This window comes from Magnetococcales bacterium, from assembly GCA_015228815.1.
Lineage (GTDB): Bacteria > Pseudomonadota > Magnetococcia > Magnetococcales > UBA8363 > UBA8363.
In genome coordinates this window covers 90,658-116,544 of the sequence record JADGCV010000003.1, presented here as the reverse complement: position 1 = coordinate 116,544, position 25,887 = coordinate 90,658, and the positions used below count along the sequence as shown (strand labels likewise).

The window sequence follows — 25,887 nt, the reverse complement described above, 5'->3', positions numbered from 1 at the left end:
CAGCCCGGACAGGAGCGACGGATCCAAAAAATTCTCAAGCAGATCCGCCACCATCTCCGGGTGGGAAAAAAAACGGTGATAGAGGGAATCGTAATCGACCATATCCGATACACGCCCACATGGAAAACGAGAACAACGCCCGGTACAGAAGGTGCGGAAAGAAGCGGACCGCATGCTGGAAGAATTGTTCAAAAAGAGGTGATGCCCATCACCATTTGCCTGCTGGAACAGAAAGGGGCACCCCGGAAAGCGTTCCAACGCTTCGATTGGCGCGCGGTACAGGATTTGAACCTGTGACCTTTGGCTCCGGAGGCCAACGCTCTATCCAACTGAGCTAACCGCGCATTACGTGTGACCAAGATGGCTGCATCATAGTGAAGAAAGGAGGCTCCTGTCAAAGGGAACAACGGCCTGTCTTGACAATATGGGAGAGGGACGATTACCGTGGCGCGGATTGGACGTTTTCCCGCGATCCCTGAAGGAGCAACTGAAGAAAATGAGCGATAAAATCATTCAAACTACCGATAACACGTTCAAACAGGATGTCCTCCAATCAGAACTGCCCGCATTGGTGGACTTCTGGGCGGAATGGTGCGGACCCTGCAAACAAATTGGACCCTTTCTTGAGGAAATGGCCGACAAGTTCAAGGGGCGACTCAAGGTCTGCAAGCTGAACATCGATCAAAATCCCAATACCCCGGCCCAATACGGTGTTCGTGGCATCCCGACGCTGATCGTCTTCAAAAAAGGACAGATCGAAGCCACCAAGATCGGGGCCATGCCCAAATCAAAATTGTTCGAATGGGTTGAAGGGGTTCTTTGAGAAAAGTGGGTGCCCGCGGACAGGCCTCGACCGATCCGCGGACGCCCCTCTCTTTATCAGTCAGGATCAAGTCCCCACTTGACGCAGAACGCCATCATTTTTTCCTTGGGAACATTTTTAAGACAGAGCCGCTTGCTGCGGGATTTTTCCCCGGAGACCAGGGTGATTTGTCCCTTGGAGATTTTCAATTCGCGGGAAAGAAAACGGATCAGCGCCTGATTGGCGGCGCCATCGACCGGTGGCGCGTTCAGGGCGATTCGAACCTCGGCGCCACGCAATCCGGTAACCCCTTCCCGCGAGGCTCGCGGTTGAACGCACACCCTGAGATAATCGTCGGCGCCACGCCACTTTCCCACTTCCATGGCCAATCGTCACATCCGAGTATCGAGAGGAATCTGGGTATGCATGGGTTGGGATGAGGGCAATCCTCCAAAACTCATGCTGCCGGTGGAGATGACAAGGACCAGGTGTTGCAGGAACGACAGGACCGCCAGAACGATCATCACCGCAATGAATGGCGTGATGTCCAGGCCGGAAACCGTGGGCGCCCATCGGCGCAAGGGTTTGATCGCCGGTTCGGTCACCTGAAAAACAAACCGGATCAGGGGATGGTGCAGGTTCAATCCCATGGGGCGGCGTTTCTTGAAGGTGTACCAGGCATGAAAATGAAATCCCCCTCGCACGCACAGCAACAGCATGTACAGGGTCAACAGCAGATGGGTGAAGGCGAGAAGTTCTCCCATGAACCCCATCAAGGCACCTCCCGCCAAACCTCCACGTAGCAATCCCACGATCAGGCGTTGCGCAAGTTGAACCGTCAGAAGGGCGGCGATCGGTGAAAGGTCAAGTCCGGCGATCGGTGGAATCAATCGGCGAAACGGACCGAGGACCGGTTCGGTGGCCTGGATCAGAAACTGCACGATGGGATTGTACGGATCGGGGCTGACCCAGGAAATCAACACCCGGATCAGGATCAACCAGGTGTAGATGCCAAGGATGAAGTCGAGCAGAATGGCCAGTGAACCGGATAGCCCCATGAAATGTATTCTCCTTGTTTTTGTTTCCGATACATCCACATGCGCACATGGAGAGACTTCAAGGCGACGGGCCTCGATGTCCTCTGGATGATCCGAACGGTATTTTGTACTCCACCGACACGGTCCAAAGCAACGATTCGAAGGGTTCGCGGGGTTGATTCTCGATGGCTGGGTGGCATGTTTTCTTCAGGATGGGATTCCGAGTTCCCGGGATCGTTGCCATGCGGCGGCGACGGCCCGCATCAGAATGCCCCGAAGGCCCGCTTCTTCCAGAATCCGCAAGGCGGCAATCGTCGTGCCGCCGGGGGAAGTGACCTGGTTTTTCAGGACGCCGGGATGAAGGCCGGTCTCCTGAACCAGCGCTGCCGACCCCTTAAGGGTCTGTACCGCCAGAAGGTCGGCCAGATCCCTGGGAAGCCCGCAGGCAACGCCACCATCCGACAATGCTTCGAGGATCAGATAGACATAGGCGGGTCCGGAACCGGAAAGGGCGGTAACACCATCGATCAGGGATTCATCATGCACCATCCGGACCACTCCCACCGTTTGCAGGAGGGTTTCGGCCTGTTGGATCCGAAGTGAACCGACATGACTTGTGGGACAGACGACGGTAACCCCTTCTCCGATCAGGGCCGGGGTGTTGGGCATCGCACGAAGAACGGGTTGACCAGGAGGAAGAGACGCACTCAGTGTGGCACAGGTGATCCCGGCGGCAATCGAAACGACGAGGGCCTCTTTTTCCAGGCAGGGGGCGATTTCCCTGAGTACCGATGGCACGACCTTTGGTTTGACCGCGATGACCACCAGGGACGATTCCCGCACCAGAGTGGCATTGTCGTTCGAGGAGGTGACCCCAAGTGATGCGAGGATTCGCCGCCGTTCGGGATCGGGTTCGGAGACGCGGATGGCATCCGCCGGCATTCCCGACCGGATCAATCCCTGGATCAGGGCTGTGGCCATGTTGCCGCCGCCGATGATGGCAAGGTTGGTTTCTTTCAAGGGATGTTCGGACATGGGCGTCTTCCTGGGATGAACGTGGGTGGAACATGATGTCCTTCGAACAAGTCAAAAAGACACCTTGGGGTGGATCGACGTTTCAAGCCCCTCCCCCGAGGCCATGATCCGATCCCCCTTTTCCGGGGCGACTCAACGTTTGCGAACCGCGCTTGGCGTTTTTCCCGGAATGGCGCTGACCTTTTTCCAGGCCACCTTGGCCTGGGTCTCCGTTTTGAAAGGGCCGACCCAGATTCTCAGATAAGTATGGTTCTGGACCATGAAATCCTGAAGATAGACGGGAAGGCCCATACGGCTGAGTTCGGCGAGCGCCTGGTCGGCGAGTTCGCTGTTTTCGTAGGCGGCAAGTTTGAAGGCATAGGTCCCGGGAACATGAGGAGAACGCCTTGGTTTCCCCTGGGTTTCGGGACGGACTGGCAGGGTGGGCTGGCTGGGGGCAACGATTCCAGACGAACTCTGTCCCATGGATTCCAGGGAACCTCGAACCGGCGGCATGGGTTCCCGTGACATCCATTCGGAACCATTGTCATCACTGTTGCCAGGGACTTGGGCCGTCATGCGCGAACGCATTGGCGTTCCCGATGTCAGGGGAGCACCGGGTCGCACTGTCGGCGTTTGTCCCACAAATGCCTGCGAATCGGCAGGGGGAGGCAACTCTCGTTCTTCCACGGCCCTTCCAGGTGGATGATTGGAACCCTCGGGGTCGATGATGAAGGGAGGCGTGACGGCGGAGGTGGAAGGGGGGTGTGTTGCCACATGCACCGTCTCCGGCCTGGTTTCACGGGTGATCCAGAGGGCGGCATGGACCCACGGAGCGCCTGGTTTTTTCTCCAGCAACCGTGAAAACCAAACCTTTCCCTGATCCGGTTTTTGTTTGATTCGTTCCAGTTCTCCGAGAAAAAACAGCGCCAGGTTTTCGGTTTCTCCGGGTTGTCCGTGGGGCGGGGCATGGACAGATGCGGCGGTCAGAACGGCATCGACCTCGCCACGCCCCATCATGAAGGAAACCATCACCCCAGGCCATTGCCGATCTTCCTTGAGATCGCGGATTCCGGCAAAGGCGTCCCGTCCCGGTTTGCCGAGTCGTTCCCTTGCCAGATACATCCACAGGGCGTTGGTGGCATCGGAATCATCCAGACGGCGCACCTCCTCGAAATCGGCGATCGCCTCGTCATATCGCTCCAGGAGATACAGGGAAATGCCACGAAGAAAAAGGGCTTCCCCATTGCCCTCGGGTTTCAGGCGCAGGGATTCGTAAAGGTCCACGAGTGACTGCTGGTAGGCCCCGATTGCCAAATAACCACGACCACGATGGAGGTAGGCGGGTTCATAATCGCGCCGGAAACGGATGAAGGAACTGAAATCGTCGATGGCCTTTTCGTGAAGTCCCTGGGCCAGATGGAGTCGTCCGCGATTGTAGAAGCTCCAGGAATGTCCGGGCTTGAGTTTGATGGCGCGGTCGAAATCGGCGACGGCCTTTTCCGTCCGGCCCAGTCGCGCCAGCGCAAGCCCACGGTTTTGCAGAGTCAGATGATCCTCGGGGGCCAGTGCCAGGGCAACGTTCAAATCTTCCAGCGCCCGTTCCGGATCGCCGAGGGTCAAATGAACCGTTCCCCGCAACCTCCAGGCGCGCTGGTGATCCGATTGGCTGACAAGCGCCCGGGTGCAATCTTCGAGCGCCTCCCGGGTCAAATCGGTATCGGCGTCGATCAGACTCTTTTTGTACCGCGCCGCACAACGCCCTTCGTAGGCTGCCGCCATCTGTTCTCGTCGATCGCTCCCGGTTTCGATTGCCTGACCAAATTGTTCGATCGCCTGATCCAAATGTTCCTGCCCCAACGCTTCGGCCCCCAGGACCAATGATTCTCCGATGGTTGGACCGGCCCAGCACGGTACCGACACCAGATGGATCATCAGAATCGGCCATATCCGTCTCGGGACGATCCTGGAAGGGCATCGTTGATTGTTCATGGTTGGTTCCACGCACTTGTTCATGTCCGCATTTCCGTTTCCCAGAGGTACCCATGGATCGCGGTTGCGAAACGTCAAGAAATCCGACAGATCGATTGTTCGGGAATGAATAACGCAAGTTTCACGCCAACAATCAATCCTTGGTGAACTCTTTTTTTGCTTATGATGTGGCGTTCTTCCGTGCCAGGAAGGCGGCGACGGCGGCGACGGGCATTTCGTGTCCGGTCCAGATCCGAAACGCCGCCGCGGCCTGATGGACAAGCATTCCCAGCCCATCCATCGATGGCAGCCCATGCCGTTGCGCCAATCGGGTCAGGGGGGTGCCCCGGGGACCATAGACGATGTCGTAGACCAGGCAGTCGGAGGGGAGACGTTCAAGCGCTACGGGAAGCGTTGTTTCACCTTCGAGGCCGAGCGAAGTGGTATTGACGAGCAGGGACAGTTCGTTCCAGGGAATTCGGTCGATGTTCAGGGGGATGGGATGGATGCGGTGTTCCTGGTCGAAAGGGGCAAAAAATCGGGCCAGTTGCCAGGCCCGTTCTTCGGTCCGATTGGCGAGAAAGATGGGGGCAAACGCACTGTCCAGGAGGGCGGACAACACGCTGCGCGCCGCACCACCCGCGCCAAGCACCAGGACCTTGCCACAGGTGACCGGCTTCGGGGCCTCTTCACGGAGTGCGGCAAGAAAACCATGGGCATCGGTATTGTGGCCGATGATCCGGTCCTGAAGATCGACCGTATTGACCGCGCCGACGCGAATGGCCGTGGGAGAGAGTTCGTCCATCCATGGCAGCAGAGCTTCCTTGTGGGGGACGGTGGCATTGAATCCCCGTCCCCCCAGGGAACGAAATCCCAGCAGGGCCTCGTGCAAGCGTGACGGCGGGACGTGAAAAGGAAGATAATGGTAGTCCAGTCCAAGAAGTCCCAGCGACAGATTATGAATCAACGGCGAAAGGGAGTGGGCGATCGGATCGCCGAACACCCCGAGAAGTCGGGTGCGACCACTCCCGAGACAAATCGATGGCCATTGGAAAAGAATGTCCGTGGCATCCGTGGCGGCGGAGGTGTTCAACTCACCCTTCTTTCCATGTCGGTTCGACCTGCCCCCGGGCATCGGTGATGGCCATGCCCGCCTTGTCGTACAACTCCAGTTCATCCCGGGTCATGTTGGCCATCATGGCTTTTTCAAACGCATGGCGAAATGGCGCAAGATCCAGTTGTTCGGGAACACAATCCAGGGATTCGGCGTGGCGGATGAAATAGATCCATTTTTCCAGGATTCCGGCACACTGGTCCAATGTTTTTGCAAATTTTGGCAATTCAATGAAATAATAAACAACATCGTCGAAATAAGCGTACCCGGTGATGGTTTCATAAGATTTGTGACAGGAAACGCAGTGATCGAAGTCGGGAAACAGGACAAAATCGGTGATGGTGACGACGATCACCTGATCCAGACTGGAGTAATGTTTACTTTTGGCGCTGTTGTACTGGATGCGTTTCAGAAAACCGTCCACCTCCACCTTCTCGATGTGCATTTCCACGATGAAGGAAGCGCCACGCTGGTCCTTGCAACGGACGTCGAGGAGGGAGGATTTGAGTTCCTTGAGGCGCGGGGCCGGGAAAGGATCCAGGATGGTCAACTCGGCGATGCTTCGCTCACCCTCCAGGCCCATCAGACTTTCCAAAAAGCTGATCGGAATATCCTTGGCATCCTCGCTGCCGAAGATTTTCTTGAAAGCGAAATCAATCCTTGGATCGATGAATTTCATGGGCATGCCTTTCAATGGAAAACGAAACCTTTGTCCATTTTCTCCAAAATCGACCTGTTCGTCCAGAACGATCTCTTTGAGAAAAATTCGCGGACGCCGGCAAACGCCCCGCTCAGGAACGGGCCGCGCCCTTTGCGGAAGAACCCGTGGGAAACTGGTAGATGGTGGGGGCGACCTGGACCAGGGGGACCTTCAGATTGTTGAGGGTTTCCGAATGGCCGACGAAAAAATATCCTCCGGGGGCCAGATGCCGGCAAAGTTTGTTGACGATCGCCTCGGTGGTCGGACGGTCGAAATAGATCAGGCAGTTGCGGCAGAAGATGATGTCCATGGTCTGGGAAACGTTATAACTCCCGTCCATGAAGTTCAAATGCTGGAATCGGACCATCTGACGCAGCTCGGGCCCCATCTTGACCTTCTGATTGTTCGGATCGCGGCTGCGCAGCATGTATTTTTTCTTCAGGACCACCGGCAATTCGGCGACACGATCCATGTCATAGACGGCGTTCTGGCCATGCTTGAGGGCCCGGGTGGAAAGGTCGGTCCCGAGAATCTGTCCTTTGTATTGCGGGATTCTTTGGCTTTCGGCAAATTCGAGGAGTACGATGGCCATGGTATAGGGTTCTTCACCCGTGGAACAGGGAGCGCTCCAGATCTGGACCGGACGGCGAATCCCGGCCTGGTGTCGTTTCAACAGATCGGGCAGGGCCTCCTTGGTCATATAGTCGAAATGACCCGGTTCGCGAAAAAAATCGGTCTTGTTGGTCGTGATGATGTCGATAAAATTGATCAGTTCCTGTCCCGCGGCACGAGGGTCCAGAACCCAATCGACATACTCGGAAAACGAATCCATCTTCAGGAGACGCAATCGTTTTTGCAGTCGGGCGGTTACCAGGGATTTTTTCGAGGGCGGCATCTGGATGCCGCACTCGCCCTGGATGAATTGGGCCAGTCGGTTGAAATCCTTGTCCGACAGGCCGTATCGCGGTTCGATGAAGGGGTTTTCGTCTTGCGCCATCGTCTCTTTCGTCTCTCCTCGATCCTGGATGAGGAAGTGGCAATCAGGATTTGTTTGGCCCGATCCATCCTACTTTCTTTTTGCCCGATATGGTAGCCCATAATGAACGGCATCCATCGATCAAGGTTTGTCCGGTTTGCCGGGAAGGGAAAACATCATTCGCCGCAAGGTGCAAACTCCTTTTGGGTCTGGATGGCGTGTGTCCCTTTCCTCCTGGGAATGACGACGACTCCGGAGCTGGAGGACCTGCTGGTCCACTTTGACCGTGTCGCCTTCGGCAATGAATATACCGGGGAACGGTTTCCCCGGGTCCGCAAATGGAAAAACCCGCTGCGCATCGGAATTCAGGGGGACGCCCCTGATTTTCTCGATGCCGAGATCCGGCAACATGTGGGCGAACTCCACCGGCTGACCCGGCATCCCATCGACCTTGTCTATTCCGCCGGAATGCGCCGTGCGGGGATGGTCGCCCCAGGGTTCAACACTCGCGACCTCAATGTCATCGTTTATTTCGTCCCGCGGGAAAAAATAGAACCGTCGATCCGCCACTATTTCGACAACGATTCTTCCCAGGTAGCGCGGATGATGGCCACTGCGACCTGCTTTGCCAAATTTTTCAAGAAAAAAGACGAGATTCGCGCCGCCATCGTCGTCATCCCCGCCAATCTGTCGCGAGAAGTCATCCGTGCCTGCGTGGTGGAGGAACTGACGCAGATCATGGGGCTGCCCAATGACAGCGATCACATCGATCAATCGGTGTTCAATGACAAAAGCCGATTCAACGAACTGACCCGCTACGATCGCATGCTGGTGCGTCTCCTCTATGACGAACGCCTTGCATCGGGAACGCCTCGTCCGGAAGCCCTGGCCCTGGCGCGAATCACCCTGGGCCGGTTCCTGACCCAGGATTTGGAGTAAAGGAAGACCATTGTCGCCAGGGTTTGCATGTGGCTCCAGGTGGGATACGGAAAGCCATTGTCGCCGGGAGTGGCGTTGAATGATCACACTCCGGTCCGAGGCACCTCGCCATCAACGGGGAATCGATACGGTCGAGTATCCAGGTTCGTCTCTCGTCAACGTGCGGTCAAGGATTACAAGCGCATCGTGGGGCCCTACAAGTCCTTCCATGGTTACCGTGCCTGGAGCTATATCGGGGTCGTTGCGAAACAACTGCCATAAAATCTTTAACCTTTCTGTATGATCGAAGATGTTGGATTGCGCTGTGGGGATCCCCTTTGCCCTGGCCAGGGCCACGAGCTGGCGTCCCAGTCGTTCCGCTCCGTCAAACCTTGTCTTGTCTTCTTCTATGACAGGCGGAATGATGCCGCTGGCTTCACGGAGTGCCGCAGCCGCAGTTGCATCCCTTATTTTTCGGGCCGTTGGCCGACCATGAAAAACGATTCTTGCAGGCAATATGCCGGCCTCGGCCGAGATCAGTTCAGCTCGTAGTACTGCAATACGTCCGGCAATCGCGAGGCGATTGTTTTCGAAAATCTTCTCTACATCATTGAGCCATCGTTTGACTTCAGGAACAAAAGTGGCATCTTTTTTTTCTTGGAGATTGACAAGTGAAGGAATACGCAGGAGCAAACCCTGGATTTCTTCAAGATTTACAATACGCAGCATATTCCTGACCTATTCGGGGATCAGACGGTTTTTCTTCTCGCCTTCTGACTCGATGGTGGTCCATTCAAACGCCTCTTCGGTGATTTTCAACCGAAACCGCGTCATGACTTCACTTGGCCCTGCCTCGCGGATTTCAGCTGTCGTCACAAGTGCCTTCAGGCGCTCGGGCGGTTTTCTCAATTTGATGAACTCATTTCTTGCCAGCGTCATCATTCTTTTTTCCAGTGCTTTCACCTTTTCCGGTGCCAACCCTGCTTCACGCCACTCACTTTCCGTCATCTTACGGGTTACCGCCTTGGTCAGTTCGTCGGCCAAATCGCTGACATCCACTGCAATCTCTGTCGGGCGGAGGAGTCCCCCCCCCCTTTCGTCAAGCACCGACTTGAGTCTTTCCTTGAGCCTTGGAGTCATGCGGATATTTTCCTTTTCAAGTTCCGCAGCCAGAACGGCATCAAAAGCCTTTCTCATCTCCGCTGGCGTCGGTGCGCCGCGGGGATATGCACCTGATGCAGGCTCTTCCATGGCCTTGATCACCACAGGAAGATCCATTTCGATATTTGGCATACGAAAATGGGGTACAGGCATGTGACGAAGGTACGGATGGCTTGCGTACAGTTCAGCCACCCGTACCGCTTCAAGGTCGGCCTGCATGCGGGCAATCGTTATCTCGGACAAGAGTTGCCCTATATAGTCACCAAGATTTGGCAAGCGTCCTCTCCCTTAATGCTTTTCTGCGTCTCTTGTATCCAAATCGTGCCCGACTTGAAATCAGTGGTTCACATCGATCACTCATTAAGCCGGTTGGGGTACCGGTTTGGACGTGATTGCATTTTCCAGGATGGAAAGTATCTTCTCCATTCCGGAAGGCATTTCGTCCTGCACAGCCTTGACATGAATCGCCAGGGAATAGGTCCGGTTTACTGAACTGCCTTGCTGTGTTGATCGCTGGTATGCGGTCGATACCTTAAGTTTTGCAGATCCCCACAGCCAGCCTGCATTTGCCTCAAGTGATGCATCGACCTTGAGGTTTGTGTCTGTCTTCCGGTATTCGACAGAGTTGATCTTTGCATTGAAATCGATGGTCACAAGATCAATGCGGATGTAGGGGATGGGCAGCATGGTCAATATGGGGACTTTGAGTTCCTGCGTCTCGTATACGGCGGGCACCGCTGGAGTTCCAGGAACACCCGCACTGCCGGGCGTTGCGGGTTGGTACGGTATCAGTTCCTTCGGATACTTGAACGAGACGTAAATCGGGTCTGCCGTACCGGTATCGCCGCCAGCGGTATCCTCTGTATCTTTTTTCTTGAATCCCACTTCTTTGATGAAATTGACCGTCGTCATGGCGGATTGTGCCTGAGCATTGATGACAGCGATCAGCGGTCCGCCAATCATTGATTCAAAATCAATACTGGCTAATTCCTGCCCTGGAGTTGGCATACTTGTTCTCCCTTTCTGATTTTTGAAGTATCATTGTTCTGCCGTAGTCAATGTACGACAGTCATTTATCGATCTGGTTCCTTCTTCCTGCAATGATCCGTGACCGTAAGCTCAACCCCTCTGGAACGTCCATGATCGGTCTCCCTGTCAAATTGATCTTGTTCATTTTGCATGTCTTGTATCTTTCTTTTTAAAAAATTATCTACATTTACAGATGTTTGTGACTCAATTTCTTCCAGGCCTGAAACAAGATTCATTGTCCCAAGCTCAAATATTTTGCGATGGCCGTCTTCATGTTCGTAAAGGGCGCGCCACATTATATCCCATGCGTCTTTACATTCCTGTGGCTGTCGCGTGTATCCCGTCCATCTTGGCATGGTGATGGTATAGGTTGGCATGAGATTTACGGAGGTTACGTTCTTGTTGGCGTCAGCTTTCCATTTATATTGAATATTCCCTTTAAATAGTCCCCATTCATCTCGTCCAACGAGAATCCGTAAGGCGTTTTCCAAATCGGCTGCGTCCACACGAAATTCAGCGTTCTTATTCCTGGGGCCCCATGTCAGATTAACCATCAATTTTTTTTTCAAGATTCGGCTCCATCATCATGGTTCCGCAGAACCATGTCGATCCTGCAAAAGCCGCAAATCTAAAGATAAATAGCAATGTGATTGCTATTGATCCTGGTATGATTCGCGCCCGTCAACACTCGTATAATTATCAATTTTTAGATGATAGAAAATATTTGCAAAGATGTCAATCATAAATATTCCGCGTGTCGGCAGCAAATGATTTGTCCGGTTTCCATAGGGGGAGCGAGGTGACCTATGAAACGGACTGAACGGCTGCAGAAGACACGCAAAATGAAATTCGAAAAAGCGTATGGTGGTCGGTTGGAGGCCGATTGACTCAGGAAGGGGCTGGCAGGCTGCTCGTCGTGAGCGAACGAACATTTCGATTATGTTGGGTCGAATTTTGCGGGAGGCTCAGGTTACAATGTTTGATAGTGTGGACCATCTCCCCCTTCGGGCGGTTGCCAGAAGATCGCCGTGTCGGGATCCTTGATCGAGCAGGTCTGGCAATGAAGGCAACGGTGCGAACGCAGCGGTATCCGGGAAGTCGGCCCGGAGGAAGAAGAAAAAACCCCCGCCGGGCAATAGTGGTGTTCGGGATGGTCAACGGTTTGGACCTCGGTCTGGTTCGAGGAGGGTTGGGGCGTCGCGGGACGTTGAATGCGGACATGGGGGGGTTGGTTCTCCCGATAACGGACCCCCGCCAGAAAGAGGGTCCGATCGCGGTCGATGACCATTGGTCCGTGGCAAGAAAGCGATGGCGCCGGGGAAGTGGTGTGTCTTCCGGGAGCGCGGTCGGGTCGGTGGCGGCGCAAGGTCCATGGCGCATGGCCGCGAAACAGGGACTGGTCGATGAATCCGTGGAGCATTCCCGGCCAGAGTCCCATGGCCATGCCGGGCTGGACATTTCTGCCCCGGATCAGGTCGGGCAGGACAAGGGAGTGGAGAGATTGGCGGTAACGTCGGCCCCAGGCAAGATCCTGGGGAGGTGTTTTTCCAAGCTCCAGAATCGTCGTGGCGGCGGCCACTCCCGACAGAATGGCCTGATGAATTCCCTTCATTCGTGTACCATCGAGAAATCCCGCCGCGTCGCCGATAAGAAATCCGCCGGGAAACGCAGGGTTGGGGAGCGACTGGACTCCCCCTTTGACCAGGACACGCGCCCCGGCTTCGAGGGGACGGCCCCGCGCCAGCAAAGACCGCAGCCAGGGATGGGTTTTCAGGCATTGCAGCAGGGCAAAGGGATCGGTTCGTGGGTCGGGGTAATCCAGATCGACCACCAGTCCCAGGTCAATGCGTCCCGTCTCGGAGTGGTAGGCAAAACCACCACCATGGCATCCCCGTCCCAGTGGCCAGCCGACGGCATGACCGATCGTTCCCGGACGGGAGGTGGCGGCAGGAATTTCCCAGACCTCCTTGAGACCGAGGGCGTAGTGTTGTGGTGTCTGTCCCTGGTCCAGGCGCAAACGCTGGATCAGGATGCTGGCCAGATGACCCCGGGCCCCTTCGGCGATCAGGGTGATCGGGGCGAGAAGACGAACGCCGGGTTGAAAATGCGTCATGGGTTGGCAATCCCTGTTGCGTCCCCGATCGCCGGTCACGACCCCGCGAAGGATTCCCTGGGTATCCCAAATCGGCTCCTGGGCGCAAAAGCCGAAAAAAACATGAACGCCCAGTGCTTCGGCCCTCTGGCTCAACCAGCGACAGAGTTTTCCCAGGCTGACGAGACAGCATCCCCCATGGCCAAAAAGGTTGAAATGGGGCAGAGGGCATGTCTTTTCGGGGGTGAGAAAGACGAAACGTTCCTCGGTCACCGGAATCACGGGCCATGGAACCTCCTGTTGCCAGCCGGGGAGCAGAAGATTCATCCCTTTGGGATCCATGATGGCTCCGGAGAGAATATGGGCCCCCGGATGACGCCCCTTGTCCAGAAGGGCGATGGAACGGGACGGGTCGGCCTGGGCCAGATGGATGGCCGCGGCCAATCCCGAAGGTCCGGCGCCGACGATGAGGACGTCGAAATGGAGTTCTTCGCCTTGCGTCTGGTGGGTATTCCGGTGTGTCATCGGCCAAGGTGGGTCCGTTGTATCGAAAAAATGAGCGATCCCCGGAAATTTCGATAGTGCCATTTTAGACCAGATTCCAGCAAAAAGAACCGGAAGGAACGTGAATTTTTCCTCCGGCGTGGGTAGATTCCCTTTTCGATGGACCGTTCATGAACGATCGTCATGCAGTGATGGTGTTTTGTCGCGCCGGATTCGAGTCGGAATGCCTCATGGAACTCAGAAGGGTCATCACGACACTTGGCCTGGAGGCGGAAGGTGACGCAATGCCGCGATCGGGACATGTCCTGATCCGCTCGGGCCGCGCCGGTGACGAACGGATCCTTTTGGAGAAAATTTCCTTTCGGCGCCTTGTTTTTGCCCGCCACATCGTTCTGGTGGATGATGGAGAAACACCATTGACCCCGGGAGATCGAATCGAAACCCTGTGTGCCCGGCTCGACGTTCTGTCCCGCCGAACCGGTCCTTTTTCGCGGCTTTGGCTGGGGTGGCCCGATCATGAGGAAGGAAGGGTCCTGGCCCCCCTGTGCCGGGCATTGCAAGGGCGGATGGAAGAAGGATTGCGTTCACGGGGACTGCTGGATCCCAATGGCCAGGGGGTGCGGGCAGAGGTGGTGTTCCTGGAAGGGACACGGGCGCTGACAGGTTGTTCGCTGCCGACGAACAGTTCCTCCTGGCCCATGGGGATCCCTCGATTGCGTCTGCCCGTGGCCTCGCCCAGCCGTTCCGCCCTCAAACTCGAAGAGGCCCTGGTCGGACTCGTCGGCGCGGAGATGACCCCGAGGGAAGGTCAGAAGGCCATCGATCTGGGAGCCGCTCCAGGAGGGTGGACCTGGGCAATGGCGCGGCGTGGCGTCTCCGTGACGGCGGTCGATCGCGGCGCCCTGGCCGCGCATGTGCGCAACTTGCCCGGAGTGCAACATCTGCGCGAAGATGGCTTTCGTTTCAAACCGCCCGTTGCGGTGGATTGGTTGTTGTGCGACATCGTGGATCAGCCACGACGGGTGGCGGACCTGGTGGCCCGATGGGCCGGACTGGGTTGGTGCCGCTGGTCCATTTTCAATTTGAAACTGCCAATGAAAAAACGGGACGAGGAGGTGCGGTTGTGCCAGGACCGGATCGAAGCCCATTTAAGGTCGGAAGGGCTTGGTTTTCAATTGCGTTTTCGACAACTGTACCATGATCGGGAAGAGGTGACCGGATTTCTCGGGATCACGACCCCAAGCGGCGGTTTTCCCCGTCGTCGCCGTCGTGACACGGCCTGATCAGGGGAAAGGAAAGAGAGAAACGTGACAAGTTTGCGGGAACGGTTGCTCCATCGTTTGCAATGGACCTGGGAACGGTCACGCCGCCGGATGAAGACCGGGGTGATGCAGCTTTGGCAACGTTTTTTTCCACTGCAATTGCCGCGGACTCCGGATGGACAGGTGTGGATTCACCTGGGATGCGGCGACCTGGACCTTCCGGGATTCATCAATGTCGATGCCCGTGCCGCGCCACACGTCCATATCGTCGGCGATGTCGGCGACCTGTCTCGTTTCGCCGAGGAAACGGTGGATCTGGTGTATGGCTCGCATGTCCTCGAACACATCGCGCCACGACGGGTCCCAGGGGTCTTGTGGGAGTGGCGTCGCGTGCTGAAACCGGGAGGAATCCTGCGTCTGTCGGTGCCCGACCTGGAACGGATCATCGAACTTTACACCCTTTCGGGCGGCAACGCCGAAATCATCCAGGCCCCCTTGTTCGGACAACAGGATTATCCGGAAAATCTCCATCGCGCCGTCTACGACCGCTCCAGGCTTGCACACCTTCTGCTCGCGGCAGGGTTCACCACCGTCCGCCCCTGGTCCCCAGGGGACGGACCCCTGCCCGCAATCCCCGATTGTTCCTCCCTCCGAATTTCCTGTGCCGGAGGTCCGGTCTTCATCAGCCTTAACCTGGAGGCGGTGCGATGAACAAAGCGGGACCTGGTTTGAAATGGCGAACGGCTTATGGTTCCCTGGCACTCGTCGTCTTCAACATGGCGTTGTTTTTTCTTCTGATCGAGGGACTCTCGCGCCTGATCCTCGGTATGCTCGATCCGGTGCAGACCCATGATCGACGGATCATCACCCATTTCGGCGAAGACAAACTCAAGGAAATCTATCCAGGCAGAACCTGGAATGCGATTCGATCACTCCTTGGCGAAACCTGGTCGCGGCCTCATGTCTACGAACCCTTTGTCCAGTTTCGCGAGGCCGAGGTCTCGGGGCAAGCGGTTCAGGTGACCCGGGCGGGCTTTCGCCGCCATCATGCAACCCCTCAACCCTGGCCGCCGGACCCGAAACATTGGAATGCATTCCTTTTCGGCGGCTCGACGGTGTTCGGCTATGGCGTGGCGGGAGAAGACACCATCGCCGCAAACCTGGAACAGGCGTTGCCCCGGATGAATGGCCGCAAGGTGCAGGTGTATAATTTCGGTCAGGGATTTTATTATTCTTCCCAGGAATTGATTCAATTCCAGAGACTTCTTGTTTCCGGTCACCGTCCCGATGCCGCAATCTTCCTCGACGGGTTGAACGATTTCTTTCACGAGCGGGACCAACCCTTCTACACCGAGCGCCTGCGACGGATGATGTCCTCCGACCCGGAGCGTAGCATTGTCCCGCGCATTCCGGAACTGGCGGTTGTGCGCCTGACCCACAAGGTGTTGCCTCGAATCATTCCAGAATCGCCTCCCCCACCACCGGAAACGTCCCCGATTCTCCACGCCGTGATCGACCGCTACCTCGCCAATCAACGGTTGATCCGGGCGGCGGCGGCGGCCTTTGACGTTCGCACCCTCTTCGCCTGGCAACCGGTGCCGGTGTGGCATCACCAACCGGGACAGCATCTGGTCCGCGGCGAACTGACGGAACACCCCCGGGTCGCCCCCGGTTATGAATTGTTCTTCCAGAGGTTACAGCGGCAACCATCGGAAAATCAATTGATCTGGTGTGCCGAGGTCCAGACGGGGATTCATGAACTTTTATATGTCGATCGGGTCCACTACAATAGTCGGATGAACGCCTTGATCGCCCGTTGCCTGGCGGATGGACTGTGACCTATCCGATTATGGCATGTCAATTGCTTAATGATCCAGGCGGTCGTCTGACGATGAATGGCCGGGCCGCCCCATCATACTCGAATCGCGTGGAACAAGCCCATGGCGGAAAATCAGGATTCGGAACTGGACAACCTTATTCAGGCCTCGGCCCCAGGGGGAGACGCCGAAAAGGCGCCCAGGGAGCCCAAGGAAGAGCCTCCGAAAAAATCGGGCATGTCGCCGATGACACTGGCCATGATCGGTGTCTTCATCGCGGTCCTTGCCATGGGGTACATGACCCTGGATGGCTATGTGACGAAAAAAAACGCCGAACTGGAGGCGGAATTTCAAAGAAAGCGCGTGGAATACCGGATTCAAGCCCACCGTCGCATGTACGACACGCTCCAGGGACAGATTCAGGTGGAAATGATGGATCGGATGAAAAATCAGGGGGGGCCCATTGGCCCGCGTCAGGGAATGGTTGCGACCGATGTGACCAGCCGCTCTGTCGGCGCTCCCGACACCTCTTCCGAGGTCTCTCCCCGTTTGGATCCGCCCGCGACAGGACTGGTCATGCCCCATGTCGCCCCATGATCCTTACAGAGTCCGCATCAAGATCTGCGGCCTGACCCGTCCCGAGGACGCCAGAGAGGCCGTCGCGGCGGGCGCCGATGCCATTGGTCTGGTCTTCTTCGAAAAATCGCCCCGCTCGGTGACGGTTGCCCAGGCCCGGGAAGTGGTGTCGGAACTGCCGCCGTTCGTGACGGTGACCGGATTGTTCGTCAACGCGGCGCTTCATGACATCGAGTCGATTTCCAACCAGGTCCGTCTGGACGCCTGGCAACTGCATGGAGATGAAACGCCCGATTTTTGCAACCGTCTTCCGCGACGGATCATCAAGGCATTGCGGGTTGCCGATGAAAACGACATGAGAAAGGCCGCAGCGTATACCGTCGCGGCCATCCTGTACGATGCCAAGGTTTCCGGTTTGCCGGGGGGGAATGGACGCACCTTCGACTGGTCACTGCTGCAACACCATCCAGGACATCGGCCCTTGATCCTAGCGGGAGGATTGAATCCGGGCAATGTCGCCGCGGCGGTTTCCCAGGTTCGTCCCCATGCCGTCGATGTCTCCAGTGGCGTCGAATCGGCCCCCGGAATCAAGGATCCCCGCCTGATCCGGCACTTCGTCTCCGAGGTTCATCGTGGATGGTCAGGCTCCCGATGAATGATGGAATGGACTGATGAATCAACATTGGACAACCCCCTTCCTCGGCAAACATTTTCTCGAACGCCTGGAACACCATGCCCGTGACTGCGGGGACAAACCGGCCCTGGCCTGGGAAGGGGGGGAAACGCTCGATTATGGGACCTTGTGGCGGCGGACCGGCGGGGTGGCCCGGGGACTCGCGGGACAGGGCCTTGCGCGGGGACAGAGGGTCTTTCTGGTCATGGACGGATCCGCCGCCTCGATCCTGTGCTACCTGGGATCGCTGCGCCTGGGGGCAGTGACGGTTCCGATCGATCCGGGACTGACGATGGTCCAATGGGACAGCCGCCGCGCCGATTTGCATCCGGCGATGGTGATCGCCCCCGAAGGGCTGTTGCGGAACCTGGCACGGTCTCCCCGTCCGGTCCAAGGTTCACGAATCCCGATCCAGGTGGATATGGCCTCGGTGTTTCCGGACCTGGAGGCACACCAGACTCTGCCTGATGGTCCATCGAACGATGACGTGGTGGGAATACTCTCCACCACCGGCACAACCGGAAAAGCCAAGCATGTGGCGCTGACCCTGGGCAACATCAGCGCCGCGGCACACCAGATCAACCAGGTCATGGGTCTGACCGGGGACGATGTGGAGGTGATCACCCTGCCATTGTATCATTCCTTCGGTCTGGGGCGGTTGCGCTGCGGGTTGGCGGCGGGCAGTTTTGTCCATCTTCTTCCGGGACGATTCCGTCCCGAACGATTGCTCAAGGGGATACGCGCGGCAAAGGCGACCGTGTTTTCCCAGGTACCCGCCGGAATTCGCCTTCTTCTGGCCCTGGGACAACGGATCGCCCCCTGGCTTGCAGGGATCCGCCTGGTGGAAATCGGCAGCGCGTCCATGGACGTGACGGAAAAAGAACGTCTCTGCGATTTGATGCCCCATGCCCGGCTGTGGCATCATTACGGACTGACCGAAGCCTCCCGGTCGTTGTTCCTGGAATACCACGAGGCCCGGAGCATGAACCGGCTTTCGGCCATGGGGCGCGTCACTCCCGGAGTCGAGGTGATCCTGGGGTCGGACCAGGGACGCCATGAGGGCAAAGGCGACGGGGAATTGCTGGTACGGGGGCCTCATGTCACCCCGGGATACATCCACCCCGATGGCAAACCCGGCGAAGGACTGCCGTCCGCGGGCGGGTGGTTTCCCACCGGAGATCTGGTCCGCCGCGACGAAACAGGTTTTTTTTTCCTTCTTGGACGCGCCGATGACTGCATCAACCTGGGGGGGTTCAAGGTCCATCCCATGGAGGTCGAATCGGTTCTGGAGACCTGTCCGGGGATCGGGGAGGTCGCCGTGGCCATGCGCCACGATCAGGAAAAACCATTTCTGATCGCTTTCGTCGCGCCCGATCCAACCACACCGTTCGACGAACGGACAGCCCGAGACTGGCTCGCCAGCCGCCTCGAACCGTATAAACATCCCCAGGTGTACCACCAGGTTCCATCCCTGCCGCGCACTCCATCCGGCAAACTTCTCAGGCGCGATCTCCCTTCCGTTTGAACACCACGAATTCATGGGAAAATGTGATATTCTTCGATAACGCCAACCTTCGTCTTTACTTGGACGAGCGTCTCGATTAATATTCAACACCAAGTTTCAAGTCCCTTTCCGCAATGAAACAGCCATGGATAAGCGATATGTCATCGAAAAAGGTTGCCCTGATTACAGGAGTCACTGGTCAGGATGGCGCTTATCTTGCGGAATTTCTCTTGGGAAAAGGATATGAAGTACACGGCATCAAACGTCGTTCCTCCCAGTTCAATACGGAACGGATCGACCATCTCTATCAGGGACCCGATGTCGCCGATCGCAGGTTTGTCCTTCACTATGGCGATGTGACCGACGCGACCAACCTGATCCGGATCATCCAGAAGACGCAGCCCGACGAAATCTACAACCTGGCGGCCCAGAGTCATGTGGCGGTCTCCTTCGAGACTCCGGAATACACGGCCAATACCGACGCCCTGGGGCCACTGCGCATCCTGGAAGCGATTCGCATCCTCGATCTGATCGACAAGACCCGTTTCTATCAGGCCTCGACCTCGGAATTGTATGGCAAGGTCGCGGAAACGCCGCAACGGGAAACGACGCCGTTTCGTCCCCGTTCTCCTTACGCCGCGGCCAAGCTGTATGCCTATTGGGTCACGGTAAATTATCGGGAAGCCTACGGTATTTTTGGGTGCAATGGCATTTTGTTCAATCATGAATCGCCGGTCCGTGGCGAAACCTTCGTGACCCGGAAGATCACCCGGGGTCTGACGCGGATCCAATTGGGCTTGGAAGAGACGCTGTTGCTGGGCAACATCGATGCCTTGCGTGATTGGGGTCATGCCCGGGACTATGTGGAAATGCAATGGTTGATGTTGCAACAGGAGCATCCCGACGATTATGTCATCGCCACCGGACAACAACATTCGGTCAGGGAATTCGTCGAAGCGGTCGCCGACGCGCTTGGCATGACGATTCTCTGGCGCGGCAAGGGGGTCGATGAGGTCGGGATCGAACGGGAGACAGGACGGATCATCGTGCGCATCGACCCACGTTATTTTCGTCCGACGGAAGTGGAATGTCTTCTTGGAGACGCAACCAAGGCACGGGAAAAACTGGGCTGGACGCCGCGCATCACCTTCAGGGAACTGGTCCGGGAGATGGTGGAACAGGACATGAAAAAGGCAAGACTGGAAAAACTGCTCCTCGAACAGGGAATTCCTCTTCTGGGGGCGGGGTCCCTGGATGGCTGAGGGAAAAGCGATGCGATCCAGGGAAAGGGTTTCTGGAGGTTGAGATGTCCACCGACACATTGTCTGCAAACGATTCCATGTTCCCGACCGGCGATGAGCATGCCCGGTTTCCGGAGCTGTTGGATGGGGTAGACCTGGAAGAGGGGCTGGAGAACATGGATGGCGACCGGCGCCTCTACCGCAAGGTGCTGGAAAACACGCTGCGTCGCTGCCGCCAGTTTCCCGAGCTTTTGGCGGGCCATCAGGACCAGGAGAATTGGGCCGAGGTGCGACGCATGTTTCATACGCTCAAGGGGGTGGCGGCGACCGTGGGGGCGATGGATTTGCGGGATCAGGCCTTGAACGTGGAACGGACGTTGGATACATCCAACGGAACGGGCCCGGTTCCCGAAGAGGTCATGCAGGCGTTCGAGCGCGAACGGACACGTCTTGTCACTTCCCTGACACCGTTGGAAGATGATGCCTCCGTGGAGACCTGGTCGGAAGGAACAACGAAGAAAGGAACCCAGAGGCCCATGGGAAACACTGGACAGTCCGAGGCGGTTGCGTCCCGGGAACGGCCATTGGAGGATGTGGTCCGATGTCTTGAGAAGGCGATCGACGAAGGCGATGGCGAGGTCAAGGAGCATTTGGGGGAATTGGGACGACTTCTTGGAGAGCGGGTTCGGAGTGATCTGTACCGTAATCTGTCCCGGCAGGTGGACAATTATGATTTCGATCAAGCCGCTTCCACCCTGCGTCAACTTTGGTTCATGCTTCGCGGGGAACATTTCTGACTGGAAGGAACAGGCAAAGCGTGGAAGGTGAAAAAGCCAAGCTGTTGATTGTCGATGATGAAAAGATCAACCTGGACGTGCTCCTGAGTGTTCTTGGCCAGGAATATCGCACGGTGGTGGCCACGGATGGCGCCATGGCCTTGCGCCGTCTGGAAACGCCGCCGTTGCCTGATCTGGTATTGCTCGATGTGATGATGCCGGGAATGGACGGATTTACGGTCTGCCGGAAGATGAAGGAAAATCTTCTGACGCGCAACATTCCGGTCATCTTCGTCACTTCGCGAACCGGGGAGGCGGATGAGGCCGTCGGGTTTGCCGCCGGTGCGGTCGATTACATCATCAAACCGTTCCATCCTGCCATCGTTCGCGCCCGCGTGCGGACGCACATGGAACTCAAGCGCCGCGGCGACATGCTGGAGCGGTTGTCCAATCTGGATGCCTTGACGGGCATCGCCAATCGCAGAAGATTCGATGAATTTTTGCGCTTCGAATGGAACCGGTCGGTGCGGACGGGACATCCGGTATCGATGGTGTTGATCGATGTGGATCATTTTAAACTGTATAATGACAATTATGGACATGGACAGGGAGATCATTGCCTGATCGAAGTGGCACGGGCGCTGACGGGACCGATGCAGCGGGCGATGGATCTGGTGGCGCGCTATGGTGGCGAAGAGTTTGCCACCATCCTTCCCGAAACAACGCAGGAGGGGGCGGTTGCGGTAGCGGAGCGGATGCGTCTGGCAGTGGCCAATCTGGGGATTATCCATTCGTTTTCTTCCGCCGCCCCTCATGTCACCATCAGTCTTGGCGTGGCGACGGTTTGGCCGGGAAAAGACGATCCGGCGCAATATTTGATCGAAAAGGCGGACAACGCCTTGTATCTTGCGAAGGGCCAGGGAAGAAACCGGTATGTTGTCGCGGTGTGATCATGGACAGACGGAATGGCGATCTTCCAGCCGCCCCTGGACACCAGTTCCACCCGGCGGGTGGCGCTCCGGTCGGACAAAATCAACGCGATGAAGAATGCTGTGTACTCCAGGGACAATCCACCACGGGACACGCCGCGCATCGGGGTTTCTTGAGGCAATGTTCCTTGGCGTGCCGAACGATCAGGGCATGAAACTCTCCCAGAACCGCCGCATCCGCCGGCATGGCCGCATGGACCAATCTCTGCATGGTGTCATAATCGGCCTTTCGCGCCACCCAGCCCAGCCGTTCGAACAAACGCCCGGTATAGGCATCGACCACGAACACCGGTTGCCGGGCGGCATAACAAAGAATGGAATCGGCGGTCTCCTTGCCGATTCCATGGATCGCCAACAACTGACGCCGCAGTTCGCCATTTTCCGGAGAAACAACCCGTGAAACCGTTTCCCACGGGGCCATGAACGCCGCCAAAGCCTGGAGACGGCGCGTCTTGATCCGGAAATAACCCGCAGGACGGACAATGTCCCAGAGTTCCTCCTCTGCCGCCGCCGCAATGGCCACAAAATCCAGCAATCCCCGTTCTTCCAGCCGTGCCACTGCCTTGGCCGCCTGGGTCCAGGCGGTATTCTGCACCAGAACCGCGCCGACCATCATTTCCGTCATGGTCCGCGCCGGCCACCAATGTTGCGGGCCATACCGTTCATACAACCGCCGGTAGAGACCGGAAGGATCGGCCTTCATCATTGTCGTAACGCCCCTGCAACAAAATTCAGATACCCATTCGGCGCGTCGTTCATCATGCTTTGGCAGTTCCCGCCTCCGACCTCTTCCACAATTCTTCAAAACCAGGCAAGGATGTCCCCATCACACCTTGTCCGAGAAAACATCGTCCAGTGACTGGGCATCCACAAATCGAAGACTCCATTCCTCCAGAAAGGATGGCCCGGCTTTGGCGATCTTTTCGCTGGCCCATTCGGACACCGTGCCGAAGCGGCGCTGTAATAGGCGCGTCAGGAGTGCGGCTTCTCCTTCCTGCCGTCCTTCCCATTTACCGGCACCATAGGTGGAAAGCACAAAACTTGCCTGGTCATGCAGTTCGTCCTGATAACGTTCATAGGCCTTGCGCTCTGTCTCCGGCAATTGCAGAACATCAAGCTTTTCTTTGGCCTTTTTCAATCCACGCGCCGTGAACTCGTCACGAATATCGGAATTTTTCAAAAAATAGACCCACTCGTCCAGGGTGTCGCGGGCGACATCATCAAAATTTTTCACCTTGATCAAGTAATGCTCCGGGAAAATAGCGGCTACCGAAGGGCGTTGAAACAAGGCTTTCTGCCCCTCGTCCAAGGCCAATTCTTCCTGGGTATGCATCCCCCTGAAAGAGGTGCTGCCCACATAGATATAATCGCTGCCACGCCCCAGATCAAAATAGAGAATGCTGACGGTAATGACCTTGATGACACTGGCGTAAGGCCTACCTTCCGTCATATGTTCGGTGATGGCCTTGGCGGTACCGAAGAGTAACCTCTGTAAATAGTCCCACTCTCGTTCATATTGTAATTCAACGATGACAATCTCATCCCGTGTGTTTTTGATCTTGAGATCGACACGGTTGAATTTGTCGTTGCGGGCTTCCCGATTGCTTTCGCTCTCCAGGATTTCAACGATGCGCACATCCTCGCGAAGAAGTTCGGAGAGAAACCCTTCCAGGATTTCAAAATTGGCCTTGCTGCGCAACAGACGCTTCAAGGCCCAGTCGAAACTGATCAAATGACGTTGCTTCATCTTGGAAAGACTCCGTAAACCACGGTCATGACACAATTTCATGGCCGATCCCTTCCCGCAATGGCCGGTTTCCTGAATACCTTGACGGGACCACTGTCCCTGTTCAAAGCCATGGCGACATCTTCGTCGAACAATTTCCGTTCCTCCCACCCCGTCACGGGTCGCCAAAGCCCCCGCGGCAACTCCCCCAGAGCCACCGAGCCATAGGAAACACGGATCAGGCGGGAAACCTTCATGTCCAGGGTTTCGAAGATGCGGCGAATGATCCGGTTGCGTCCTTCGCGAAGGGTCAGGGTCAACCAGTTGTTGGCGGCGGTATCCCGATCGACGACGATTTCAAGGGGACCGGTCGGGCCGTCGTCCAGTTCGACCCCCTGACGCAGCCGGTTCAAGGTTGCCTCGTTGATCCGCCCATGAACCCGAACCCGGTACCGGCGGGCGATCCGGGAAGATGGATGGGTCAACCGATGGACCAGATCGCCATCATTGGTCATCAGGATCAACCCCTCCGAATTGATGTCCAGCCGCCCCACATTGAGCAACCGTTCCGGAACATCGAAGAAAAAATCATGGATCGTCTTGCGGCCCTCCGGATCGCGACGGGTACACAAGATGTCGGGCGGCTTGTGGAACGCCAAAAGGAGACGTCTCTGCCTGCTTCCGCCCGCTACCGGCTTTCCATCGACGACCACCCGGTCCCCCGGATTCACCTGGGAACCCGGTTGCATCACCACCTGACCGTTGACCGCGATACGGCCCTCGGCGATCCATCGTTCGCCCTCGCGTCGGGAACAAAGACCCGCCTGGGACAACCACTTTTGCAGACGCATGGAATCAGCCATGAAGGGGGCCCCGCGAATGGACCGGCAAACCAAGGGCATCCATGACCCGAATCATGGTCTCTTCCGCCCGTCGCGCCGCCTGCTCGGCGCCGCGATCGAGGATCCGTTGCAGTTCTCCCCGATCCGCCATGAACTGTCGATAACGGTCCCGGATGGGTTCGAGGACCGCATTGACCGCCTCGGCGGTTTCCACCTTCAAGCGGCCATATTGATGATGACTGAAATGATCCAAGGCCACGTCCCGTCCCTGTCCCGTCGCGGCGCACCAGAGGGTCAACAGATTGGTGACCCCCGCCTGACGGGTCTCGTCGAAACGGATTTCACCCAGGCTGTCGGTGACCGCCTTCTTGAATTTTTTCAGCACCGTCGCCGCATCGTCAAGCATCATGACCCGGGCCAGTTCCGACTCGACCGATTTGGACATCTTCTTCTCCGGATTCTGAAGGTCGCGCACCCGGGCCGTCCCTTCGGCCTCGATCATCGGTTCGGGAACCCGAAAGATCGGGCCATGAATATTGTTGAAACGGATGGCAATATCCCGGGTCAGCTCCAGATGTTGTTTCTGGTCCTCGCCGACAGGTACGACCTGGGTCTGGTACAGCAGAATATCAGCGGCCATCAGGACCGGATAGGTAAACAGGCCCGCGTTCACATTCTGCCGATGCCTCTGGGCCTTGTCCTTGAACTGGGTCATCCGTTCCAGTTCCCCAAGCTGGGCGAAGGTCGAAAGAAGCCACGCCAGTTCGGCATGCTGATGGACCTGGCTTTGAATGAAAATCACACTTTTTTCCGGATCGATTCCCGAGGCCAGATAAATGGCGGCCAGTTCCAGGATGCGGCTGCGCAATTCATGGGGATCCTGGCGGACGGTCAAGGCGTGCAAATCGACGACGCAAAACAAAGTGTCGTAACGTTCCTGCAACGGAATCCAGTTCCGGATGGCGCCAAACAGATTGCCAATGGTCAATTGTCCGGTTGGTTGAGCCGCGCTCAACGCCACCGGACGGTCCGGAGATTCTTTGGTCATTGGATGTGGATCCTTCAAGATTTTTGGTAATGGCCCAGGTACCCTCTGGGTTCAATTATTGAAAGAAAAAAGGGGTCTGGGGGATTGCCCCCAGGGTTTTGATTTTGACTTTGTT

Annotated in this window: 28 protein-coding genes and 1 tRNA gene; 12 read left to right on the top strand and 17 right to left on the bottom strand. The window is 56.8% G+C overall.

The features are described 5' to 3' along the window. A partial coding sequence (locus HQL76_02215) for a hypothetical protein (GenBank protein ID MBF0107978.1) occupies window positions 1–297 on the top strand: 297 nt, incomplete at its 5' end. Here HQL76_02215 and HQL76_02210 read toward each other — a convergent pair. Further along, window positions 268–344, bottom strand: a tRNA-Arg gene (locus tag HQL76_02210). The genes HQL76_02215 and HQL76_02210 overlap by 30 nt on opposite strands. 80 nt (window positions 345–424) lie before the next feature. Between HQL76_02210 and trxA the strand changes: the two genes are divergently transcribed. Further along, on the top strand, window positions 425–823 hold the full coding sequence (gene trxA / locus HQL76_02205) for a thioredoxin TrxA (GenBank protein ID MBF0107977.1): 399 nt from the start codon (window positions 425–427) through the stop codon (window positions 821–823). 56 nt (window positions 824–879) lie between these two features. Here trxA and HQL76_02200 read toward each other — a convergent pair whose 3' ends face one another. The 7 genes from HQL76_02200 to HQL76_02170 form a co-directional block, all read right to left on the bottom strand. After that, a complete protein-coding gene (locus HQL76_02200; protein ID MBF0107976.1) occupies window positions 880–1,185 on the bottom strand; it encodes a YggU family protein in 306 nt (101 codons plus the stop codon). A 9-nt stretch (window positions 1,186–1,194) separates the two neighbouring features. Next, entirely contained in the window at window positions 1,195–1,860 is a 666-nt protein-coding gene (locus HQL76_02195; protein ID MBF0107975.1) for a YggT family protein, read from the bottom strand. A 186-nt stretch (window positions 1,861–2,046) separates the two neighbouring features. Further along, window positions 2,047–2,874, bottom strand: a complete 828-nt coding sequence (locus tag HQL76_02190; protein ID MBF0107974.1) for a pyrroline-5-carboxylate reductase — start codon at window positions 2,872–2,874, stop codon at window positions 2,047–2,049. A gap of 132 nt (window positions 2,875–3,006) precedes the next feature. Then, on the bottom strand, window positions 3,007–4,869 hold the full coding sequence (locus HQL76_02185; GenBank protein MBF0107973.1) for a tetratricopeptide repeat protein: 1,863 nt from the start codon (window positions 4,867–4,869) through the stop codon (window positions 3,007–3,009). A 136-nt stretch (window positions 4,870–5,005) separates the two neighbouring features. Continuing rightward, entirely contained in the window at window positions 5,006–5,917 is a 912-nt protein-coding gene (gene aroE, locus HQL76_02180) for a shikimate dehydrogenase (protein ID MBF0107972.1), read from the bottom strand. 1 nt (window position 5,918) lies between these two features. After that, window positions 5,919–6,617, bottom strand: coding sequence for an Rpn family recombination-promoting nuclease/putative transposase (locus HQL76_02175; GenBank protein MBF0107971.1), 699 nt, complete (start codon window positions 6,615–6,617; stop codon window positions 5,919–5,921). A 112-nt stretch (window positions 6,618–6,729) separates the two neighbouring features. Beyond that, window positions 6,730–7,635, bottom strand: a complete 906-nt coding sequence (locus HQL76_02170) for a chemotaxis protein CheR (protein ID MBF0107970.1) — start codon at window positions 7,633–7,635, stop codon at window positions 6,730–6,732. 192 nt (window positions 7,636–7,827) lie between these two features. Here HQL76_02170 and HQL76_02165 point away from each other — a divergent pair, with 192 nt between their 5' ends. Continuing rightward, window positions 7,828–8,553 carry a DUF2927 domain-containing protein gene (locus HQL76_02165; protein MBF0107969.1) on the top strand — a complete coding sequence of 242 codons (726 nt, stop codon included), beginning with the start codon at window positions 7,828–7,830 and terminating at the stop codon, window positions 8,551–8,553. A gap of 111 nt (window positions 8,554–8,664) precedes the next feature. On the opposite strand, the gene HQL76_02160 is transcribed toward HQL76_02165, so the two are convergent. The 5 genes from HQL76_02160 to HQL76_02140 form a co-directional block, all read right to left on the bottom strand. Further along, window positions 8,665–9,261, bottom strand: coding sequence for a hypothetical protein (locus HQL76_02160; protein ID MBF0107968.1), 597 nt, complete (start codon window positions 9,259–9,261; stop codon window positions 8,665–8,667). 9 nt (window positions 9,262–9,270) lie between these two features. Next, entirely contained in the window at window positions 9,271–9,969 is a 699-nt protein-coding gene (locus tag HQL76_02155; GenBank protein MBF0107967.1) for a hypothetical protein, read from the bottom strand. A gap of 84 nt (window positions 9,970–10,053) precedes the next feature. After that, window positions 10,054–10,701 carry a DUF2589 domain-containing protein gene (locus tag HQL76_02150; protein MBF0107966.1) on the bottom strand — a complete coding sequence of 216 codons (648 nt, stop codon included), beginning with the start codon at window positions 10,699–10,701 and terminating at the stop codon, window positions 10,054–10,056. Window positions 10,702–10,766: 65 nt separating this feature from the next. After that, window positions 10,767–11,291 carry a DUF922 domain-containing protein gene (locus HQL76_02145; protein ID MBF0107965.1) on the bottom strand — a complete coding sequence of 175 codons (525 nt, stop codon included), beginning with the start codon at window positions 11,289–11,291 and terminating at the stop codon, window positions 10,767–10,769. A gap of 401 nt (window positions 11,292–11,692) precedes the next feature. Next, on the bottom strand, window positions 11,693–13,339 hold the full coding sequence (locus tag HQL76_02140) for a 4Fe-4S dicluster domain-containing protein (GenBank protein MBF0107964.1): 1,647 nt from the start codon (window positions 13,337–13,339) through the stop codon (window positions 11,693–11,695). A 149-nt stretch (window positions 13,340–13,488) separates the two neighbouring features. Here HQL76_02140 and rlmM point away from each other — a divergent pair, with 149 nt between their 5' ends. From rlmM to HQL76_02095, 9 genes are all read left to right on the top strand, one after another. After that, window positions 13,489–14,601, top strand: coding sequence for a 23S rRNA (cytidine(2498)-2'-O)-methyltransferase RlmM (rlmM, locus tag HQL76_02135; protein MBF0107963.1), 1,113 nt, complete (start codon window positions 13,489–13,491; stop codon window positions 14,599–14,601). A gap of 24 nt (window positions 14,602–14,625) precedes the next feature. Further along, window positions 14,626–15,291, top strand: a complete 666-nt coding sequence (locus HQL76_02130; protein MBF0107962.1) for a methyltransferase domain-containing protein — start codon at window positions 14,626–14,628, stop codon at window positions 15,289–15,291. Next, entirely contained in the window at window positions 15,288–16,418 is a 1,131-nt protein-coding gene (locus tag HQL76_02125) for an SGNH/GDSL hydrolase family protein (GenBank protein MBF0107961.1), read from the top strand. Before HQL76_02130 ends, HQL76_02125 begins: the two co-directional genes overlap by 4 nt. A gap of 102 nt (window positions 16,419–16,520) precedes the next feature. Continuing rightward, a complete protein-coding gene (locus HQL76_02120) occupies window positions 16,521–16,994 on the top strand; it encodes a hypothetical protein (protein ID MBF0107960.1) in 474 nt (157 codons plus the stop codon). Further along, window positions 16,981–17,628 carry a phosphoribosylanthranilate isomerase gene (locus HQL76_02115; GenBank protein MBF0107959.1) on the top strand — a complete coding sequence of 216 codons (648 nt, stop codon included), beginning with the start codon at window positions 16,981–16,983 and terminating at the stop codon, window positions 17,626–17,628. Before HQL76_02120 ends, HQL76_02115 begins: the two co-directional genes overlap by 14 nt. 16 nt (window positions 17,629–17,644) lie before the next feature. Continuing rightward, a complete protein-coding gene (locus HQL76_02110) occupies window positions 17,645–19,171 on the top strand; it encodes an acyl--CoA ligase (protein ID MBF0107958.1) in 1,527 nt (508 codons plus the stop codon). A 137-nt stretch (window positions 19,172–19,308) separates the two neighbouring features. Then, window positions 19,309–20,412 (top strand): GDP-mannose 4,6-dehydratase, encoded by a 1,104-nt coding sequence (gmd, locus tag HQL76_02105; protein MBF0107957.1) that lies wholly within the window; start codon window positions 19,309–19,311, stop codon window positions 20,410–20,412. 44 nt (window positions 20,413–20,456) lie between these two features. After that, window positions 20,457–21,188, top strand: a complete 732-nt coding sequence (locus HQL76_02100) for an Hpt domain-containing protein (protein ID MBF0107956.1) — start codon at window positions 20,457–20,459, stop codon at window positions 21,186–21,188. Window positions 21,189–21,208: 20 nt separating this feature from the next. After that, window positions 21,209–22,117, top strand: a complete 909-nt coding sequence (locus HQL76_02095) for a PleD family two-component system response regulator (GenBank protein MBF0107955.1) — start codon at window positions 21,209–21,211, stop codon at window positions 22,115–22,117. Between the two features lie 82 nt (window positions 22,118–22,199). Here HQL76_02095 and HQL76_02090 read toward each other — a convergent pair whose 3' ends face one another. From HQL76_02090 to trpS, 4 genes are all read right to left on the bottom strand, one after another. Then, window positions 22,200–22,862 carry an endonuclease gene (locus HQL76_02090; GenBank protein ID MBF0107954.1) on the bottom strand — a complete coding sequence of 221 codons (663 nt, stop codon included), beginning with the start codon at window positions 22,860–22,862 and terminating at the stop codon, window positions 22,200–22,202. A gap of 120 nt (window positions 22,863–22,982) precedes the next feature. Continuing rightward, on the bottom strand, window positions 22,983–23,903 hold the full coding sequence (locus tag HQL76_02085) for an Rpn family recombination-promoting nuclease/putative transposase (protein ID MBF0107953.1): 921 nt from the start codon (window positions 23,901–23,903) through the stop codon (window positions 22,983–22,985). Between the two features lie 38 nt (window positions 23,904–23,941). After that, window positions 23,942–24,745, bottom strand: coding sequence for an rRNA pseudouridine synthase (locus HQL76_02080; GenBank protein ID MBF0107952.1), 804 nt, complete (start codon window positions 24,743–24,745; stop codon window positions 23,942–23,944). Further along, a complete protein-coding gene (trpS, locus tag HQL76_02075) occupies window positions 24,738–25,772 on the bottom strand; it encodes a tryptophan--tRNA ligase (protein MBF0107951.1) in 1,035 nt (344 codons plus the stop codon). Before trpS ends, HQL76_02080 begins: the two co-directional genes overlap by 8 nt. Between the last annotated feature and the right edge of the window lie 115 nt (window positions 25,773–25,887).